General features: G+C 66.2%; 17 protein-coding genes, 1 tRNA gene and 1 pseudogene. 9 read left to right on the forward strand and 10 right to left on the reverse strand.

Going from position 1 to position 15980, the window contains the following annotated elements:
* The first annotated feature begins 24 nt into the window (after positions 1–24).
* Positions 25–903 (forward strand): PAC2 family protein, encoded by an 879-nt coding sequence (locus A5788_RS15730; RefSeq protein WP_049697364.1) that lies wholly within the window; start codon positions 25–27, stop codon positions 901–903.
* A gap of 44 nt (positions 904–947) precedes the next feature.
* On the opposite strand, the gene A5788_RS15735 is transcribed toward A5788_RS15730, so the two are convergent.
* From A5788_RS15735 to A5788_RS15760, 6 genes are all read right to left on the reverse strand, one after another.
* The gene (locus A5788_RS15735) at positions 948–1256 is read right to left on the reverse strand and encodes a hypothetical protein (protein WP_005202917.1); all 309 of its coding nucleotides are present in this window, start codon (positions 1254–1256) and stop codon (positions 948–950) included.
* 48 nt (positions 1257–1304) lie between these two features.
* Positions 1305–2558 carry a cysteine--1-D-myo-inosityl 2-amino-2-deoxy-alpha-D-glucopyranoside ligase gene (gene mshC / locus A5788_RS15740; protein ID WP_064869224.1) on the reverse strand — a complete coding sequence of 418 codons (1254 nt, stop codon included), beginning with the start codon at positions 2556–2558 and terminating at the stop codon, positions 1305–1307.
* Positions 2559–2630: 72 nt separating this feature from the next.
* Entirely contained in the window at positions 2631–3488 is an 858-nt protein-coding gene (locus A5788_RS15745; protein ID WP_064869222.1) for an SCO1664 family protein, read from the reverse strand.
* Positions 3489–3493: 5 nt separating this feature from the next.
* Positions 3494–4192 (reverse strand): DUF3090 domain-containing protein, encoded by a 699-nt coding sequence (locus A5788_RS15750; protein WP_064869220.1) that lies wholly within the window; start codon positions 4190–4192, stop codon positions 3494–3496.
* A 25-nt stretch (positions 4193–4217) separates the two neighbouring features.
* Positions 4218–5015 carry an MSMEG_4193 family putative phosphomutase gene (locus A5788_RS15755; protein ID WP_064869218.1) on the reverse strand — a complete coding sequence of 266 codons (798 nt, stop codon included), beginning with the start codon at positions 5013–5015 and terminating at the stop codon, positions 4218–4220.
* A 56-nt stretch (positions 5016–5071) separates the two neighbouring features.
* The gene (locus A5788_RS15760; protein WP_064867503.1) at positions 5072–5914 is read right to left on the reverse strand and encodes an undecaprenyl-diphosphate phosphatase; all 843 of its coding nucleotides are present in this window, start codon (positions 5912–5914) and stop codon (positions 5072–5074) included.
* 116 nt (positions 5915–6030) lie between these two features.
* Here A5788_RS15760 and A5788_RS15765 point away from each other — a divergent pair, with 116 nt between their 5' ends.
* The 3 genes from A5788_RS15765 to A5788_RS15775 are packed head-to-tail and all read left to right on the forward strand — an operon-like array spanning position 6031 to position 8551.
* Positions 6031–7149 (forward strand): YncE family protein, encoded by a 1119-nt coding sequence (locus tag A5788_RS15765; protein ID WP_064869216.1) that lies wholly within the window; start codon positions 6031–6033, stop codon positions 7147–7149.
* Positions 7149–7454, forward strand: coding sequence for a DUF5703 family protein (locus A5788_RS15770; protein WP_064869214.1), 306 nt, complete (start codon positions 7149–7151; stop codon positions 7452–7454). The genes A5788_RS15765 and A5788_RS15770 overlap by 1 nt, the downstream gene beginning before the upstream one ends.
* A complete protein-coding gene (locus A5788_RS15775; RefSeq protein ID WP_064869213.1) occupies positions 7448–8551 on the forward strand; it encodes a quinone-dependent dihydroorotate dehydrogenase in 1104 nt (367 codons plus the stop codon). The genes A5788_RS15770 and A5788_RS15775 overlap by 7 nt, the downstream gene beginning before the upstream one ends.
* An 8-nt stretch (positions 8552–8559) precedes the next feature.
* Here the strand turns inward: A5788_RS15775 and A5788_RS15780 are convergent, their stop codons facing one another.
* On the reverse strand, positions 8560–9105 hold the full coding sequence (locus A5788_RS15780) for a YbhB/YbcL family Raf kinase inhibitor-like protein (RefSeq protein ID WP_049697356.1): 546 nt from the start codon (positions 9103–9105) through the stop codon (positions 8560–8562).
* Between the two features lie 204 nt (positions 9106–9309).
* Between A5788_RS15780 and A5788_RS15785 the strand changes: the two genes are divergently transcribed.
* Both A5788_RS15785 and A5788_RS15790 read left to right on the forward strand, forming a co-directional pair.
* On the forward strand, positions 9310–10596 hold the full coding sequence (locus tag A5788_RS15785) for an alanine racemase (RefSeq protein WP_064869211.1): 1287 nt from the start codon (positions 9310–9312) through the stop codon (positions 10594–10596).
* Complete coding sequence (locus A5788_RS15790; protein ID WP_064869339.1) at positions 10593–11903, forward strand: D-arabinono-1,4-lactone oxidase; 1311 nt, start codon at positions 10593–10595, stop codon at positions 11901–11903. Before A5788_RS15785 ends, A5788_RS15790 begins: the two co-directional genes overlap by 4 nt.
* Positions 11904–11946: 43 nt before the next feature.
* Here the strand turns inward: A5788_RS15790 and A5788_RS15795 are convergent, their stop codons facing one another.
* A complete protein-coding gene (locus A5788_RS15795; protein ID WP_049697354.1) occupies positions 11947–13305 on the reverse strand; it encodes a M20/M25/M40 family metallo-hydrolase in 1359 nt (452 codons plus the stop codon).
* A 98-nt stretch (positions 13306–13403) separates the two neighbouring features.
* Between A5788_RS15795 and A5788_RS15800 the strand changes: the two genes are divergently transcribed.
* Positions 13404–13489: transfer RNA gene (locus A5788_RS15800), tRNA-Leu, on the forward strand.
* A 293-nt stretch (positions 13490–13782) separates the two neighbouring features.
* Here A5788_RS15800 and A5788_RS15805 read toward each other — a convergent pair.
* Entirely contained in the window at positions 13783–14280 is a 498-nt protein-coding gene (locus A5788_RS15805) for an SRPBCC family protein (RefSeq protein WP_064869209.1), read from the reverse strand.
* A gap of 49 nt (positions 14281–14329) precedes the next feature.
* On the reverse strand, positions 14330–14764 hold the full coding sequence (locus A5788_RS15810) for an ArsR/SmtB family transcription factor (RefSeq protein ID WP_064869207.1): 435 nt from the start codon (positions 14762–14764) through the stop codon (positions 14330–14332).
* Between the two features lie 202 nt (positions 14765–14966).
* Here A5788_RS15810 and A5788_RS24445 point away from each other — a divergent pair, with 202 nt between their 5' ends.
* Positions 14967–15371 carry a sigma factor gene (locus tag A5788_RS24445; RefSeq protein WP_269450026.1) on the forward strand — a complete coding sequence of 135 codons (405 nt, stop codon included), beginning with the start codon at positions 14967–14969 and terminating at the stop codon, positions 15369–15371.
* A gap of 40 nt (positions 15372–15411) precedes the next feature.
* Positions 15412–15903, forward strand: a pseudogene (locus A5788_RS15820) (HNH endonuclease); the annotation flags it as partial.
* Positions 15904–15980 lie beyond the last annotated feature (77 nt).

Here is a 15980-nt window from a genome sequence, read left to right on the forward strand (position 1 = left end):
GTGATCAGGTCGTAGGCTGGTTCAGTGAACGCAGAGCAGTTGTCGAACCTTCCCCGGTTGCGCCGGCCGATCCTGCTGGCTGCCTTCGAGGGCTGGAACGACGCCGGAGACGCGGCCAGCAGTGCCGTCGAGCATCTCGCGCTGACCTGGGACGCGCGCCCCCTCGTCGACATCGATGCCGACGACTATTACGACTTCCAGGTCAATCGGCCCACGGTGAAGCAAATCGACGGAGTCACCCGCCGAATCGACTGGCCGACGACGTCCATTTCCTACTGCAGCCCCGAGGGAGCCGACCGTGACATCGTACTGGTGCGCGGAATCGAACCCAACATGCGCTGGCGTGCGTTCTGCGCCGAGATCGTCGACCTCGCGCACGAGCTGGGTGTGGAGACGACAGTGATGCTCGGTGCGTTGCTCGCCGACACTCCCCATACCCGTCCGGTCCCGGTGACCGGAAGCGCCTACAGCAGCGAAGCGGCCGAACGCTACAACCTCGCCGAGAACCGCTACGAGGGCCCGACGGGGATCACCGGGGTGCTGCAGGATCTGTTCGTGCAGGCGGGGCTGCCCGCGGTGTCGTTCTGGGCTGCGGTCCCGCACTATGTGTCGACGCCCCCGAACCCCAAGGCGACCGTCGCCCTGCTCAACAGGGTCGAGGAGGTCCTCGACATCGAGGTACCGCTCGGCACGCTGCCCGAGCAGGCCGAAGAGTGGGAGCAGGCGGTCACCGAGATGACCGAGGACGACGAGGAGATCGCCGACTACGTCCGAGGCCTCGAGGAGCGCGGTGACGCCGAACTCGACACCGACGAGGCGATGGCCAAGATCGACGGCGACGCGTTGGCCGCCGAATTCGAGCGCTACCTCAAGCGGCGTCGACCCGGTCCTTTCGGAGGCTGAGTTTCAGCTACTGGGTCGCTGTCCGACGGGCTGCACCTCGCCGGTCAGTCGATGCGTTCGATGGAGACGACCGGCGTCGTGATACGCCAGGTGCGTACGTCCGGGTCGTCGGCGGCGCGAACCCAGAACTGTGCGGATTCGCCCACTCGGCATGACTTCACACCGAGAAGCGGGATGTCTTCGGAGTCGCGACGCAGCCTGCTGACCGCCCACTCCTCGCTGTCGGTGCCTCCCACTCCCGGAGCCCGCAGCAGAGTCATGTCGTTGAAGTCGAGCAGATACGTCGAGGTCCGTGTGATCACGGTGTACACGCCGGATTCGGTGTTGGGTCGGATCTCCTGAACGCGGGCCACCCGGAGAACTCTACTAAGCTGCGCCGCCGGCGTACGAATCGCGTCGGATCATCGTGTCGCGTGGCCTAATTCGACGCCGAGCAGTGCTTGGACGGCGGTGGCGACATCGCCGGGAGCGGTCGTCGACTGTCCGATTCCCTGCTCGACATCTCGGCACCACCCGTCGATGGCGGCAAGGGCCTTGGGTGTGTCGAGGTCGTCGGCGAGATGCTCCCGAACGCGGGCGATGACGGGTGCGGCGTCCGGGCCGGTCGGCGCCGACGTGGCAGTCTGCCACCGGTGAAGACGTGCGCGACCCTCGTCGAGAACGGCATCGCTCCACATGCGGTCGGCGCGGTAGTGCTCGGCGAGCAGCGCCAGACGGATCGCCGCAGGGTCCTCACCCGCACGGCGCAGCACCGACACGAACACGAGGTTTCCACGGCTCTTCGACATCTTCTCGCCGTCGAGTCCGACCATGCCGGTGTGCACATAGTGGCGCGCAAAGCGCCTAGCGCCCGTGTACGCCTCGCCATGCGCTGCGGAGAACTCGTGATGAGGGAAGATCAGGTCGTTTCCGCCACCCTGAATGTCGAATTCGACGCCGAGCCGGTTCAGTGCGATCGCCGAACACTCGACGTGCCAGCCGGGACGTCCCGGTCCGAACGGCGACTCCCATGACGGTTCGTCGGGGCGACGCGCCCGCCACAGGATGGGATCGAGGCGGTCACGCTTGCCCTGACGGTCGGGGTCGCCGCCGCGTTCGGCGAAGAACCGTTCCATCGTCGCCCGGTCGTACCCGGATTCGTAGCCGAACTGCTCGGTGGCATCCGCGCGGTAGTACACGTCGGGGAACTCGGGATCGTCGACGACGTACGCCGCGCCGGACGCGAGGAGTTTGCCCACCATTTCGATGACCTCGTCGACGGACTCCATCGCACCGATGTAGTCGCGCGGCGGTAGGACGCTCAGCGCGGTCATGTCGTCGCGGAAGAGCTGAATCTGCTCGGAGCCCAGCGCACGCCAATCGACGCCGTCGCGGGCGGCACGCTCGAACAGCGGGTCGTCGACGTCGGTGATGTTCTGCACGTAGTGCACCTCATGCCCCTGATCGCGCAGCACCCGGTTGACGATGTCGAAGGTGAGGTAGGTGGCCGCGTGACCGAGGTGCGTTGCGTCGTAGGGCGTGATGCCACAGACGTACATGGTCGCGGTCGCGCCGGGCGAGACGGGTCGGACGGTGCGGCTCGAGGTGTCGTACAGGCGGAGCGCGGGTCCGGATCCGCCGACGGTGGGCACAGCCGGTTGGGGCCACGATTGCATATGTCCCACTGTATTGGCCGCTCTCAGACGGGTCCGAACAGGGCTGTCAGAACGGGCTGTCTGAATAGGTCGTCAGAACGGTGGCCAGGGAATGGGGCGGTGAGGCGGCGGCATGGGAAGCCTGCCGGATTCGGCGAGGATGATGGCGCGCAGGGTGAGTGCGTCGATCTCGTCGTCGGTGATGTGTGGGGCCAGTGACGCGCGGAGCTGCGAGTCGTCGGACTCCAGGGCCTCGGCGAGCGTCGCGATATCGGCGATCAGGTGGCCGGGGATCTGATCGCCCGCCCAGCCCCACAGCACCGTGCGCAGTTTGTCGTCGGTGTGCAGGCAGATGCCGTGGTCGACGCCGTAGACGTTGCCGTCGAGACCTTCGAGTACGTGTCCGCCCTTGCGGTCGGCGTTGTTGAGGATGACGTCGAGCACCGCCATCCGCAGCAGGCGCGGATCGTCGGCGTGGACGAGAACGACCTGCTCACCAAGTGGATCGAGCGCCCGCAGGATCGGCCGATAGTTGTCCGGGACGGTGTCGGGCGGGCACAGGTCCACGAGGTCGACGCGAGCCGCCGGGAGGTCGCCGGAGTCGGGATCGGGGGTGTCGATCCAGCGCTGGACCATTCCGGGGCCGAGCGGACCGTCGCGCATCACCGTCGTCGGGATCGTGTGCCAGCCGAGTGCCTCGGAGATCAGGTACGACGCCACCTCGCGCCCAGCAAGAGTGCCGTCGGGAAAGTCCCACAGCGGCACTTCGCCACGAATCGGTTTGTAGACACACCGAACGCTGCCGCCTGATGACGGTGTTGCCTCGCAGACGAGGGTCGCGTTGCTCGCCGTCGGGATTCGGCCGACGATGACCAGTTCTCCCTCGCGGAGCGCATCATCTGAGGTGATGCCGCCCGTACCGGGCTCGCCTGCGGCCTCCCCCGGTTGCATCGGTGTCAATCCCGCCCCGGGCTGTCGGCGTCGGGTCCTTCTCCTGACTCGTCGCCTTCGTCGTGGGTGTCGTAGAGACCCGAGTCATCGCCGAGCGACAGATCGCGGAACACCTCCGGGTCGACGAATTCGATCGATTTGCTCAACTCTGCGTCGCGTTTGAAGCCGTTTGTGCGGACACAGAGGTGACCGGCGGGATCGAGAGGCTCGGCGCACAGCGGGCACGGCGGCCGCCCGGCGGAGATTACCCGCGACGATCGCGCGGCGAACTCGCGCGCGGCCTGCGTGGTGAGGAACACGCGGACGGCATCGGGACCCTCGTCGGTGTCGTCGAGGACGACGCTCTCGTCGAACTCACCCTCGGTGATGGCGAGCAACTCCACGACGACGGCCTCGGACTCGGCATCCCAGCCGAGGCCCATGGTTCCGACCCGGAACTCGGCGTCGACCGGCATCACCAGGGGGCTGAGATCTCCGACGCGGTCGGACGGCGGTGGAATCGGGGTGCCGAACCTGCGATGGATCTCGTCGAGCAGAGCGCCGATCCGATCGGCGAGGATCTGCACCTGTTGCTTTTCGAGCATCACGCTGATGATGCGCGCCTCGTGGACGGCCTGGAGGTAGAACGTCCGGTCGCCCGGTTGTCCGACGGTACCGGCGACAAACCGGTCCGGGCTGCGGAAGACATGGATCGCTCGAGACATCACACCTCCTTTTCTCGTGTGTTCATTATCCGCGTCCGGCGGGAGCCTGTGCAGAAGTTGCCGGTCGCAGGGTGTTGTCGTCGACGCCGGTCTCGCCTCCGATGGTCGCGTCGTCCTCGGCTGCGGCGTCGTGGGAGGGGGCGTCGTGGGAGACGGCGTCGTGGCTCTTCTTCGGCGGGGGCGACGGTATCGAGATCACTGCGGTGTTGTTGACCGTCTGCACGTACGGGCGTGTCGCGCCGTAGCGGACGATGCTGATCGACGCCGGTTCGATCACGATCCGTTGGAAGGTGTCGAGGTGGGCACCCATCGCGTCGGAGATCACCGATTTGATCACGTCGCCGTGTGAGCACGCGACCCAGACTCCGGAGCCATCCGGCCCCCCGAGTTCGCGGTCGAGCCTGCGGATGGCGGCAACGGCACGGGCTTGAACCTGAGACAGGCCCTCGCCCTCAGGGAAGACGGCAGCCGACGGGTGCTGCTGCACCACCTTCCAGAGAGGCTCGGCGAGGAGGTCTTTGATCGGTCGGTTGGTCCAACTGCCGTAGTCGACCTCTGCGAGATCGTCGACGACCACCTCGGGAACCTGACGACCGGTCTGCTCGGTGATGGCTGCGAGCAACGGTGCAACGGTCTCACCACACCGTTGCAATGGTGAGCGAGCCACCGCGGTGATCTGCTCGACGCACGAGCCGAGTCGATTCACCAGTTCCGCCGCCTGCGAGCGTCCCTTGTCGTCGAGGGCGACGCCCGGCGTGCGGCCGGCCAGTACGCCCGAGGTATTGGCAACCGACCGGCCATGGCGAACCAGGATCACGGTCATCCCTCAACCATAGGCACTCGCGCCCGCTGCGGCACAGACGGCCGACACGGCGCAGGTCAGGTCGCGCTGATGACCCCGGCGGAGAGCAGCCCGATCACGACGAGGCCGAGGGCCACGCGGTACACGCCGAACCAGTTGAGCGAGTGTCCGCTGACGAAGCGCAGCAGCCAGGCGATCGAGATGTAGCCGACGACGAAGGAGATCAGTGTGGCCACCGCGAGTTGTGCGCCGGTGGCCTCCATACCGTCGCCGGAGGGGTGGAAGGCGTCGGGGAGACTGAACAGTCCGGACGCCAGCACCGCGGGGATCGCGAGCAGAAACGAGAAGCGGAACGCGGCTTCGCGCTCGAGCCCGAGGAACAGACCCGCGCTTGCCGTCGCACCCGAGCGTGACACGCCGGGCACCAGGGCGAGGCACTGCGCGAGACCCATGACGAGGCCGTCGCGCAGGGTGAGCTGCTCGATCGACCGGGACTGCGTTGCGACGCGTTCGGCGAGCCAGAACACTCCCGAGAACACGATCAGGACGATCGCGGTGATCCACAGGTTGCGCGCAGCGGTGCGGATCTCGTCCTTCAGCAAGAAGCCGATGATGCCGATCGGAATGGTCGCGAAGATCACGTACCAACCGATCCGGTAGTCGAGGTTGCGCTCGTGTTCGTTGAACAGTCCGCGGAACCAGGCGGTGATGATGCGGCCGATGTCGCGGGCGAAGAACACGAGAACCGCAGCCTCGGTTCCGAGTTGGATCACAGCGGTGAACGACGCTCCGGCGTCGCCACCGAACATCAGTTCCGAGGCGATGCGCAGGTGGGCCGACGATGAGATCGGAAGAAACTCGGTGAGGCCCTGGATGATTCCCAGCACGATCGCCTGGGCCCAGGTCATGGTCTCGGTCACGGGCGACGATGCTACCGGTCGTATGCGACGCGCGAGCGGCACACCGGATGTGATCCGGCGAACGGCGACGCCGACCTGTCGGCGGCCGACCGATGTGCGTCGCGCAAGATAGTTGCATGCGCTCACCCCGGCTTGTCGATACCGCTCACTCTGCTCGCCGACGTTCGGCGCCGGTCTGGGGTATCGCAACGATCGTGGTCGCGTCGATGGTGCTGGCGGGCTGCGGATCGTCGGACGATGGCGGCGGCAAGAAGGAAACGGTGGCGCCCGCGACCGCAAGTGCCGCCCCCGCCGGACCTGCCGCCACGCCTGCGGGCACGGTTGTGCCGACGCCGCCGGGAAGCACGCAGCTGGCTCATTCGGGCAACTCGCTGGGTGTTCTGAGCAAAGACGGGACATCAGTGCTCCGATTGTCGACGGAGGCGATCACCACTCCGCCGAGCACCGTCGCGGTACCCCGGCTCACACGATTGATCGGGGTCGGCGACGGCGCATTCGTCGGTGCGGGGCCGGAAACCCTGGTGCGCATCGCTCCCGACGGAGCCGTGACGTCAGCGCGCACCTCGGTGTCGGAGCCCACCGCGCTGGCTCGCACGGCAGCCGGACAGATCCTCGTGGGCACGGCAAACGGTCACCTCGTGGTCTTCGACGCCGCGCTCAAGCAGAGCCGCGATATCGGCGGATTCGTCGGCGTGGATCAGATCACCGTCTCCCCCGTCGGCGCCGACCTCCCTGACGAGCAGGTCGTCGTGCTCGACAAAGCGCAGTCGTCTGTCACCCCGGTCAACATCTCCACCGGCGAGTTCGGTGCGGCGCTGCGCGCGGGCAACGGCGCCACCGAGGCGACCGTCGACCACTACGGGCGAATCCTGGTGGCCAACACACGCGACGACGAGATCGTCGGATTCTATGGAGCACCGCTGGTGATGCGATTCCGCTATCCCGTGCCGAACGGACCGTACGCCGTAGACTACGACGACACCCGCAATCTCCTTTGGGTGTCGACGACGGCGAACAACGAGGTGGTGGCGTATGACCTTGCCGGTGGTGAACCCGTCGAGAAGCATCGCTTCGCCGCGGTCGCCCAGCCCGACGCCCTCACCGTCGACGATGCGTCCGGCACCGTTTACGTCTTGTCGGCCCGCGACGGTGGCGTGCAGGCTGTCAGTCCGCCGTATACCCAAGGGGCACCTGTGAGCAGTCCCACTGCCGCGCCGAGCGAGGCGGGACGCTGATGTCGACGCCCGGTCATCACCGGCTCCCCCAGCATCACCGCACCAGCGCACGAATCGGTGCGCGGTATCCCCGCGGATGGGAGGTGACGTCCGAGGACTACGAGACGATGTTGATCAAGCTTCCGCCGGACATCACCAGGGTGACGGCGTCGATGCGTCTGTCACTCGAAGCCGAGTTCGGTGGCTGGGAACTGTCGCGGGTTCGGCTGTACACCGATGGCACCCGAAAAGTGTTGCTACGACGCAAAAAACCGCCACGGGGCCGAGGTGGCGAGCAGTTCGGCGGAAGTGCCGAGGCATGCTGACCCGCGTCAACCGGGTCCTGTATCCGCTCGGCCTGAAGGCGATGTTCCTTCTCGCCCCCGAGCGCATCCACTCGATCATCATGGCGTCGATCCGCACCACCAGCAGGCTGGGCATCGCGCGGACGCTCCTCGCGCGACTGTTCACCGTTCCCGACCCGGTGCTGCGCCAAGACGTCTTCGGTGTCACCTTCCCGGCGCCCCTGGGACTGGCAGCAGGTTTCGACAAGTCGGCCGCAGCGGCCGACGCGTGGGCACTTCTCGGCTTCGGGTACGCCGAGGTCGGCACCGTCACCGGCCAGGCCCAGCCGGGCAATCCGCCACCGCGGCTGTTCCGTTTGCCAGCCGACCGTGCGCTGATCAACCGCATGGGATTCAACAACCCCGGCGCGGTGGCAGCGGCTGACAATCTCCTGGCGGCCAAGGGGCGGGGTATCCCCGGTCCGATCGGCGCGAACATCGGCAAGACCAAGGTGGTGCCGCTCGACGGCGCCGTCAAGGACTACCGGATCTCGGCTCGCCTGCTGGGCCAGCATGCCGATTTCGTGGTGGTCAACGTGAGCTCACCGAACACTCCCGGTCTCCGCGATCTCCAGGCCGTCGACTCACTGCGGCCGATTCTCGCCGCGGTACTCGACGAGGTGACGGTTCCGGCCCTCGTGAAGATCGCCCCCGACCTCGCCGACGCCGACATCGACGCGGTGGCCGATCTGGCCGTCGAACTCGGTCTGGCGGGCATCGTCGCGACGAATACGACGATCTCGCGTGACGGACTCACCACTCCAGCAGACGAGGTCGAGGCGATGGGTGCGGGCGGACTTTCCGGCGCACCGCTCGCTGATCGGTCGCTGGAGGTGTTGCGCCGCTTGTACTCTCGCGTCGGCGGCAAGCTCGCCTTGATCAGTGTCGGCGGTATCGAGACGCCCGATCAGGCATGGGAGCGCATCTGCGCGGGCGCCGATCTGTTGCAGACCTACACCGGCTTCATCTACGGGGGGCCGGTGCGACTACGCGAGATCCATGAGGGACTCGCAGCCCGCGTGCGCGCCGCCGGATTGAGCAACATCTCCGAGGCGGTCGGCAGCGCGCCACGCGGCTGATCGTCGAGTCAGACGTTCTCGGCGGGCTGTTCGTACGTCCCGATGATGCGCGCGCGTCCGATCGCGTGCGAGAACAGGTTGAATCCGAGGTAGGCCGGCGTCGCGTTCTCGGGCAATTCGAGCGACTCGACGTCGACGGCGTGCACGACGATCATGTACCGGTGCGGGCCGTGTCCGGGCGGCGGCGCAGCTCCGACGAACCGCTTGAGTGAGGCGTCGTTGGCCAGGGTGACCGCTCCCGCGGGTAGACCACTCCCGTTCTCGTCGCCTGCATCCTCGGCGAGACTCGTCACCGATGCAGGGATGTCGGCGACGGCCCAGTGCCAAAAACCTGCGGCAGTCGGAGCGTCGGGGTCGTAGACCGTCACGGCGAAACTCTTTGTCTCCGAGGGAAATCCAGACCACGAGAGCTGCGGTGAGGCGTCGGCGCCGCCCGCGCCCATGATTCCGCTGACCTGAGGAGTTGCCAGCGGCGCGCCGTCGGCCACGCTCTCCGAAGTCAGCGTGAACGTCGGCAGGTTCGGCAGGTCTGCGTAGGGGTCGTACGAGGTCATCGAACACCTTTCTCTCGCGAGTACGGCCGGTATGGCCGAGCGTGCGTGGACTCGTTCGCGAGTCTAATCCGCAGCGCTCGGAGCCCGAGATGCACTTTCACGTCCCGCCGCCGGAAGTTGTGTAGTAACTTTCAGTTGACCACTTGGTCAACTTTGGGAGCCGGGTACTCCGAGCTCCCCACAACACCTCTGGGAGCAGCACATATGGGCCGTCTCGAGGCCACGACAACCCACTCGGGCGCAGTCGCGTCGTCACAGCCGTGGTCGACCGACCCCGACGGGTATTACGCGGGAATCGACGCGGCGGTGCGTGATGCGGGACTCGACGCGCCGACCCTCGCACTGGATCTCGCCGCGCTAGAACACAACATCGCCGACCTGACCGCCCGAGCTAACGGTGTGCCGATTCGGTTGGCCAGCAAGTCGCTTCGCGTGCGATCGATCATCGACGACGTCGTCGCGCGCGATGGGTTTGCGGGAGTCCTTGCCTACGATGTCGCCGAGGCGCAGTGGTTGGCCACCGAGTCGAACATCGACGACGTGCTCCTCGGGTATCCGTCGGTTCGACGTGCCGCTCTCGCCGACCTCCTCGCCGACGACGTCGCACTGACGCGCGTCACGCTGCTCGTCGACGACGTCGCGCAACTCGACGTCATCGACTCCATCGTCTCGCCAGAGCACCGTTCGGTGGTTCGCGTGGCCATCGACCTCGACGCCTCGTTGCGGCTGTTCGGCGGTCGCGTCCACCTCGGTGTCCGACGCTCCCCTGTGCACGATGCAGACGCCGCCCTGACGCTGGCCCGCGCGATCGTCGCACGTCCGGGTTTCGCACTGGTCGGCGTGATGTCGTACGAGGCTCAGGTTGCGGGAGTCGCCGACGACGTCGACGGCAAGCCATTGATGAACCGGGCGACCCGTGCGATGCAGCGCGTGTCCATGCTCGAATTACGACGACGACGGGGCGCGATCATCTCCTCACTGCGCGAGCTCGCCGACATCGAGATCGTCAACGCGGGCGGAACCGGTTCGCTCGAAGAGACCGCCCGCGACAGTTCAGTCACCGACATCGCCGCGGGCAGTGGGCTTTTCGGCGGCCATCTGTTCGACGGATACCGACGCTTTCAGCCCGCTCCAGCGTTGATGTTCGGTCTCGACGTGACGCGCAGACCCGCGCCAAAGATCATCACGTGCGCGGGTGGCGGATGGATCGCCTCCGGCCCACCCGCGCCCGACAGGCTGCCGCGTCCGGTGTGGCCCGCGGGTTTGTCCTACGTCGGCACCGAGGCCGCCGGCGAGGTGCAGACGCCGCTGACCGGCGACGCCGCGTCGACGCTGGTGCCGGGTGATCGAGTGTGGTTCCGCCACACCAAGTCCGGCGAGGTGTGCGAGCGCGCCAGGACAGTTGCTCTGATCGGACGTGACCAGAACGGACAGGCACGCGTCGACGATCTCGTTCCGACCTACCGAGGGGAAGAAAAGTGCTACCTGTGACAACACAGACGCGCACGCAGTGGCGCAATTGGAGTGGAAACCAGTCGGCCACAACGGCAGTCGCGACACCCGACAGCGTCGACGCCGTCGCGCAGCTCGTCGCGAGAGCAGTGGCCGACGGGACACGCATCAAGCCGATCGGCTCCGGGCACAGCTTCACCGCCATCGGCGTGCCAGAGGGCATTCAGCTCGACATGTCCGCGCTGCGCGGGGTGGTCGGCGTCGACGGGAAGCGGGTGACGTTGCGGGCGGGCACCCGGCTGCACGAGATCCCTGCTCTGCTCGCCCCTTACGGGCTCGGAATGCGCAATCTCGGCGACATCGATCGCCAGACGATCACCGGGGCCACGTCGACGGGTACACACGGCACCGGTCTGCACTTCGGTGGGATCTCGACGCAGATCGTCGGCGCGAAGATCGTCACCGGTACCGGCGACGTCGTCACCCTCACTGCCGACGATGACGAATTGCGCGCTGTTGCTTTGGGATTGGGTGCGCTTGGGGTCATCGTCGAGCTGACCATCGAATGCGTCGATGCGTTCAGTCTCCGCGCTCACGACGAGCCTCTCGATCTCGACGATGCGGTCGGCGGCTTTCTCGACCGCGTCGAATCCTTCGACCACCACGAGTTCTACTGGTTCCCGCACACTCGTCGCGCGCTGGCCAAGACCAATACAAGGCTTCCCGCAGGCGCCACGCCAAGTGGGCCGGGCTCGGTGCGTAGATACATCGACGACGACCTGATCAGCAACAAGGTCTACGGCGTTGTCTGCGAACTCGGACGGCGGGTTCCCGCAGTTGTACCGACGCTCAATCGGGTTGCGAGTCATGCGCTTTCGGAGCGCACGTACGTCGCACCGTCGGCAGAGGTCTTCGCGTCGATCCGTGATGTGCGCTTCCGCGAGATGGAGTACGCGGTCGAACTGCCCGCCGTGGCGGAGGTACTCAACGACATCGAGAAGCTCATCGCACGCAAGGGATACCGCGTCAGCTTCCCGGTGGAGGTGCGCGCTGCCGCCGCCGACGATCTGATGCTCTCGACGGCCTCGGGACGTACCACGGGCTACATCGCGGTCCACCGCTACCACCGTGACGATCCCGCGGACATCTCGGCGTTCTTCGCCGACGTCGAGGAGATCATGGTTGCCCACAACGGCAGGCCACACTGGGGCAAGCTACACACCCGCGACGCGGAGTACTTCCGCGCTGTGTACCCGCAATTCGACGACTTCCTCGCGGTTCGGGACAAGTACGACCCCTCGCGTGTCTTCGGCAACGACTACCTGCGGCGGGTGCTCGGCGACTGATCGCGCTGACGCGTCGCAGCTGAACCGTAGGTCGGGGGACCGCTCAGCTGTGATGCAGGAAGTGCTCGAACACCTGCGTGCCGAACAGGACCGAATCCACCGGGACACGCTCGTCGACGCCGTGGAAGAGCGCGGCGAAGTCGAGTTCGGGCGGCAGGCGCAGCGGCGCGAAGCCGAAGCACCTGATTCCGAGCTTGGCGAACGCCTTGGCGTCGGTGCCGCCCGACATCATGTACGGGACGGTCCGACCGTCCTCGTCGTAGGCGAGGATCGCGTCGTTCATCGCGTCGACGAGGTTGCCGTCGAAGGTCGTCTCGTAGGAGTCGAGGTGGGTGATCCATTCCCGTCGGACATTGGGGCCGATCAACTCGTCGATCTCAGCCTCGAATGCCTTCTGGCGCCCGGGAAGGACACGGCAGTCGACGACGGCCTCGGCCTTCTGCGGGATGACGTTGGCCTTGTAGCCGGCCTTGAGCATGGTCGGGTTGGCGGTGTCACGCAGTGTGGCACCGAGGATCCGGGCGAGGCTGCCCAGTTTGAACAGGGCGGTCTCGAGGTCGGGTGTGTCGGGACCGAGATCCCAACCGGTCTCCTCGGACACCGCCTGCAGGAACTCGGCCACCGAATCGCTGATCACGAGAGGGAATTCGTGGTTTCCGATTCGCGCGACCGCGGAGGCGATCTCGGTGACAGCATTGTCGGAGTGCAGGAACGAGCCGTGGCCCGCAGTGGCTTCGGCGGTGAGCCGCATCCACGAGAGCCCCTTCTCGGCCGTCTCCACCAAATAGAGACGACGCTGCGTGCCGTCCGGGCGGTCGACGGTCAGTGAGTAGCCGCCGACCTCGCCGACTGCCTCGGTGATGCCCTCGAACAGGTCCGGCCGATGCTCCACCAGCCAGTGAGAACCCCACGTCCCGCCGGCTTCTTCGTCGGCAAGAAAGGCGAAGACCAGTTCACGCGGCGGCACGGTGCCGTCGCGTTTGAACTGGCGGGCCAGTGCGAGCGCCATCCCCGCCATGTCCTTCATGTCGACGGCGCCGCGGCCCCAGATGTAGCCGTCGGACACCGACCCCGAAAACGGGTGGACACTCCAGTCGGCAGGCTCTGCGGGCACGACGTCGAGATGAGCGTGCACCAGGAGCGCACCACGGTCGGAATCAGGCGGACCGGCGAGCCGCGCGAACACGTTTCCGCGTCCCGGTCGCCCCGACTCGACGTACTGAGTGGTGTACCCCACCTCTTCGAGCATCCCCGCCACCCACTTGGCGCAGTCCTCCTCGCCCTTCGTCGTCTCGGGCTCTCCCGTGTTGGAGGTGTCGAAGCGGATCAGTTTGCTGACGATATCGACCACTTCGTCGACGGCTTTGATGGTCCCGGCGGTGTTCTCAGGCTCCGAAGTCACCCCTCACTCCTACGGGATTTGGGATACGGGGGCAACCTCGGTTAGTGTTATCCGGCCCGGTGCGGAACGGAGAAATCCGCGAGACACCGAAGCACCGAGTCCGAGTGGCGGAATGGCAGACGCGCTAGCTTGAGGTGCTAGTGCCCTATTAACGGGCGTGGGGGTTCAAGTCCCCCCTCGGACACCGCGAGAATCCCGGAGAGCATTGCTCTCCGGGATTTTTTTCGTTGGGCGGCCGGGCTGGGGCAATCGAGCCGTGCTGGGTCGTGTCGGGAGATCGCGAGTACAGATGCTCAAGCCAGTCTCCAGCGTGGAGGACCGGCGACAAGATCTGCACGGTCGGTCCAAGTGCCTGCGACTGAATGTTTTCCGTGTCGGCGCCGTCGCGCATTGCTGTGGCGCAGACAAGAGACTCGCGCCCGCTTCCCGCCGCACCGCCGGTCATTACTCAACCGGCGGGGGTCGACACCGCCGACGTCAGTAGCCGGAGTCCGGTGACCGGTTCGCGCTCGCGTTCACCCGGTCCCGCACCGTGAGGTAGTACTCCCGTTGCGCCGGGTAGTAGTCATCGAAGTCGATGTCGGCCGGGTCCGTTCCGGTCACTACCGCTGAGAGACGATCCAGGTAGTACTCCCACCCCGGTCCGGTGCTTTCGATGATCTCCGGGTCGTGGACGATCTGACTGAGCCTCAGCGTCGTGATGCCACTGTTCTCGTCCAGCTCAAGGATCAGATCCCACGTACCGGCATCGTCGGTCGTGTGCACCTGAAGGACATGTGGCGGCTCGCAGCGTCGAATGTCGTAGCGCACCGGGGTCATGTTCTCCTCCCCCTCGGCGTTCATCGTGAAGGCGACGTGACCCTCGTCGGGGTCACCGTCGAAGAAACCGATCCAGCGGGCGAGCCGATCGGACTCGGTCACGGCGGCCCACACGTCGTCGACGGCGGCGCGGTAGGTACGGGTGAACTCGACCACGTCGCCGTCTCGGCGGACGCGGTGCCGGCGCTGGGTATGGGTGCATTCGTCATCCTGGCTCCTGTATCTGGTGGGATGTGACGTCGGGTTCGGCAGTGTGTCGGCTGGACCTGTCTGGGCTTGTGGCCCTGCGTCTTTCGCGTCGGGTTCGGTACACCTCGGTGTTCAGGGCGTCGAGTGCCGACTCCGCGATCGGCACGCGGGAGGCGTCCGCGGCGTCCCCGGATCCGAGGTCGGACAACAACTTCCGCACCTCGAGCAGTGGTGTCGGGTCGAGTCGGTAGTGACGTTCCCGGCCCGTCGTGGCAGCCTCGACCAGGCTGGCCTCGGCGAGCACCCGTAAGTGTCGACTCACCGCGGGCCGCGAGACCGGGTGACGGGCGGCGAGCAACCGTTGGATGTCGACGACTCGTTGCGGGCCGTCGACCAGGATCCGCAGGATCCCGCGACGCACCGGGTCGGCGATTGCGACGAAGACGGACACTCGTAAATGGTAACTGACTAGTTACCAATTGCCGGGGTGTCTTTGCGGAAGGGGCAGCGAGCGGCGACTGCCATGGGGTGGCGATGTGCAGGCTGATGCGGTGAGTGAGGCTTCCGAGCAGTATCGCCGAGAGCTGACCGGGTACTGCTATCGCATGTTGGCGTCTCCGTTTGATGCTGAGGACGCGGTGTAGGAGACGATGATGCGGGCGTGGCAGCACGCCGATCGATTCGACCCCGCCAAAGTCTCTAACCGGTCATGGTTGTACAAGATCGCCACCAACGTGTGTTCGGACATGCTGCGCGGCTCTCGTCGACGGGCCCGCTCGATGAACCTGAGCGGGCCGCGTGAACCGGGTCCGACATCGGCTCGGCACTGCCTGAGGACCATTGGCTGCTGCCGATCGCCTGTTTTGGCAACTATCGCCACGGAGAACCGTGCCGCCGTCGCGTTCTCGGCGATCACGAGCATCCTTGACACCTCGAGTGTTCAACGCCGCAACGCTGGACCGAAAATGGGTGGTCGAGACTCGGCGAAACGCGTGTCCACAAGGTCGAAAAATTGTTCGAGAATTCCTCGACGCTGTCTGTATTGTCGGGTAATGTAGAACACATATTCGACACAACCTGGGGCGGGGGTGGCGGCACGTGAACAGCAACAGCAATCGCAACAACAGCGAGAATGGCCGTGCGCCTTCGGCTTTGGCGACTGCGCCGGCGGGATCGGCGGATGCTGTCGTGGCGGAGAAACTGTCACGCCTTGCCGCGGTGTTGGATGAGTTGGCTGCCGTCGATGTGTCGCTGGTATCCGACGCGGCGCTGGTGGAAGCCACTGTGGAGGCCGAACGCCTGGCGCTGCGGACCGCGGGCGCGGTCACCGATCGCTTGATTGTGGAAGCTTCCGACCGCGATCTGCCCCGCGCCCTGGGTTTCCGCGATGTTCGCAATTTCATGGGGCATGGCCTGCACATTGGTGACCCGGCGGCGCGGCATCGGGTGATCGCGGCGACCGGGTCGTTCACCACGATCTGCGGTGACCGACTGCCACCGTCGTGCCCGACGTTGGCCGGCTATGTGGTGGAGGGTCGGGTCGCCGGTGCGCATGTCCGGGCGGTGTTGGAGGTGCTGGAGGCAATCCCCGAGCTTGTCAAGATGTTTGTGTAAGAACGTGACTCCTGATTTTTGTGTGCTTGCTGTTGCGGTCTAGGTGAGGTGGG

The sequence above is a fragment of the Gordonia sp. 852002-50816_SCH5313054-c genome (genome assembly GCF_001665925.1).
Classification (GTDB): Bacteria; Actinomycetota; Actinomycetes; order Mycobacteriales; family Mycobacteriaceae; genus Gordonia; species Gordonia jacobaea.

Excerpts from the sequence above, each read along its gene's own strand:
- mshC (WP_064869224.1), bottom strand. The coding sequence starts at position 2,558 with ATGCAATCGTGGCCCCAACCGGCTGTGCCCACCGTCGGCGGATCCGGA.
- A5788_RS15745 (WP_064869222.1), bottom strand. The coding sequence starts at position 3,488 with ATGCAACCGGGGGAGGCCGCAGGCGAGCCCGGTACGGGCGGCATCACC.
- A5788_RS15750 (WP_064869220.1), bottom strand. The coding sequence starts at position 4,192 with ATGTCTCGAGCGATCCATGTCTTCCGCAGCCCGGACCGGTTTGTCGCC.
- A5788_RS15755 (WP_064869218.1), bottom strand. The coding sequence starts at position 5,015 with ATGACCGTGATCCTGGTTCGCCATGGCCGGTCGGTTGCCAATACCTCG.
- A5788_RS15765 (WP_064869216.1), top strand. The coding sequence starts at position 6,031 with ATGCGCTCACCCCGGCTTGTCGATACCGCTCACTCTGCTCGCCGACGT.
- A5788_RS15770 (WP_064869214.1), top strand. The coding sequence starts at position 7,149 with ATGTCGACGCCCGGTCATCACCGGCTCCCCCAGCATCACCGCACCAGC.
- A5788_RS15775 (WP_064869213.1), top strand. The coding sequence starts at position 7,448 with ATGCTGACCCGCGTCAACCGGGTCCTGTATCCGCTCGGCCTGAAGGCG.
- A5788_RS15780 (WP_049697356.1), bottom strand. The coding sequence starts at position 9,105 with ATGACCTCGTACGACCCCTACGCAGACCTGCCGAACCTGCCGACGTTC.
- A5788_RS15785 (WP_064869211.1), top strand. The coding sequence starts at position 9,310 with ATGGGCCGTCTCGAGGCCACGACAACCCACTCGGGCGCAGTCGCGTCG.
- A5788_RS24445 (WP_269450026.1), top strand. The coding sequence starts at position 14,967 with ATGCGGGCGTGGCAGCACGCCGATCGATTCGACCCCGCCAAAGTCTCT.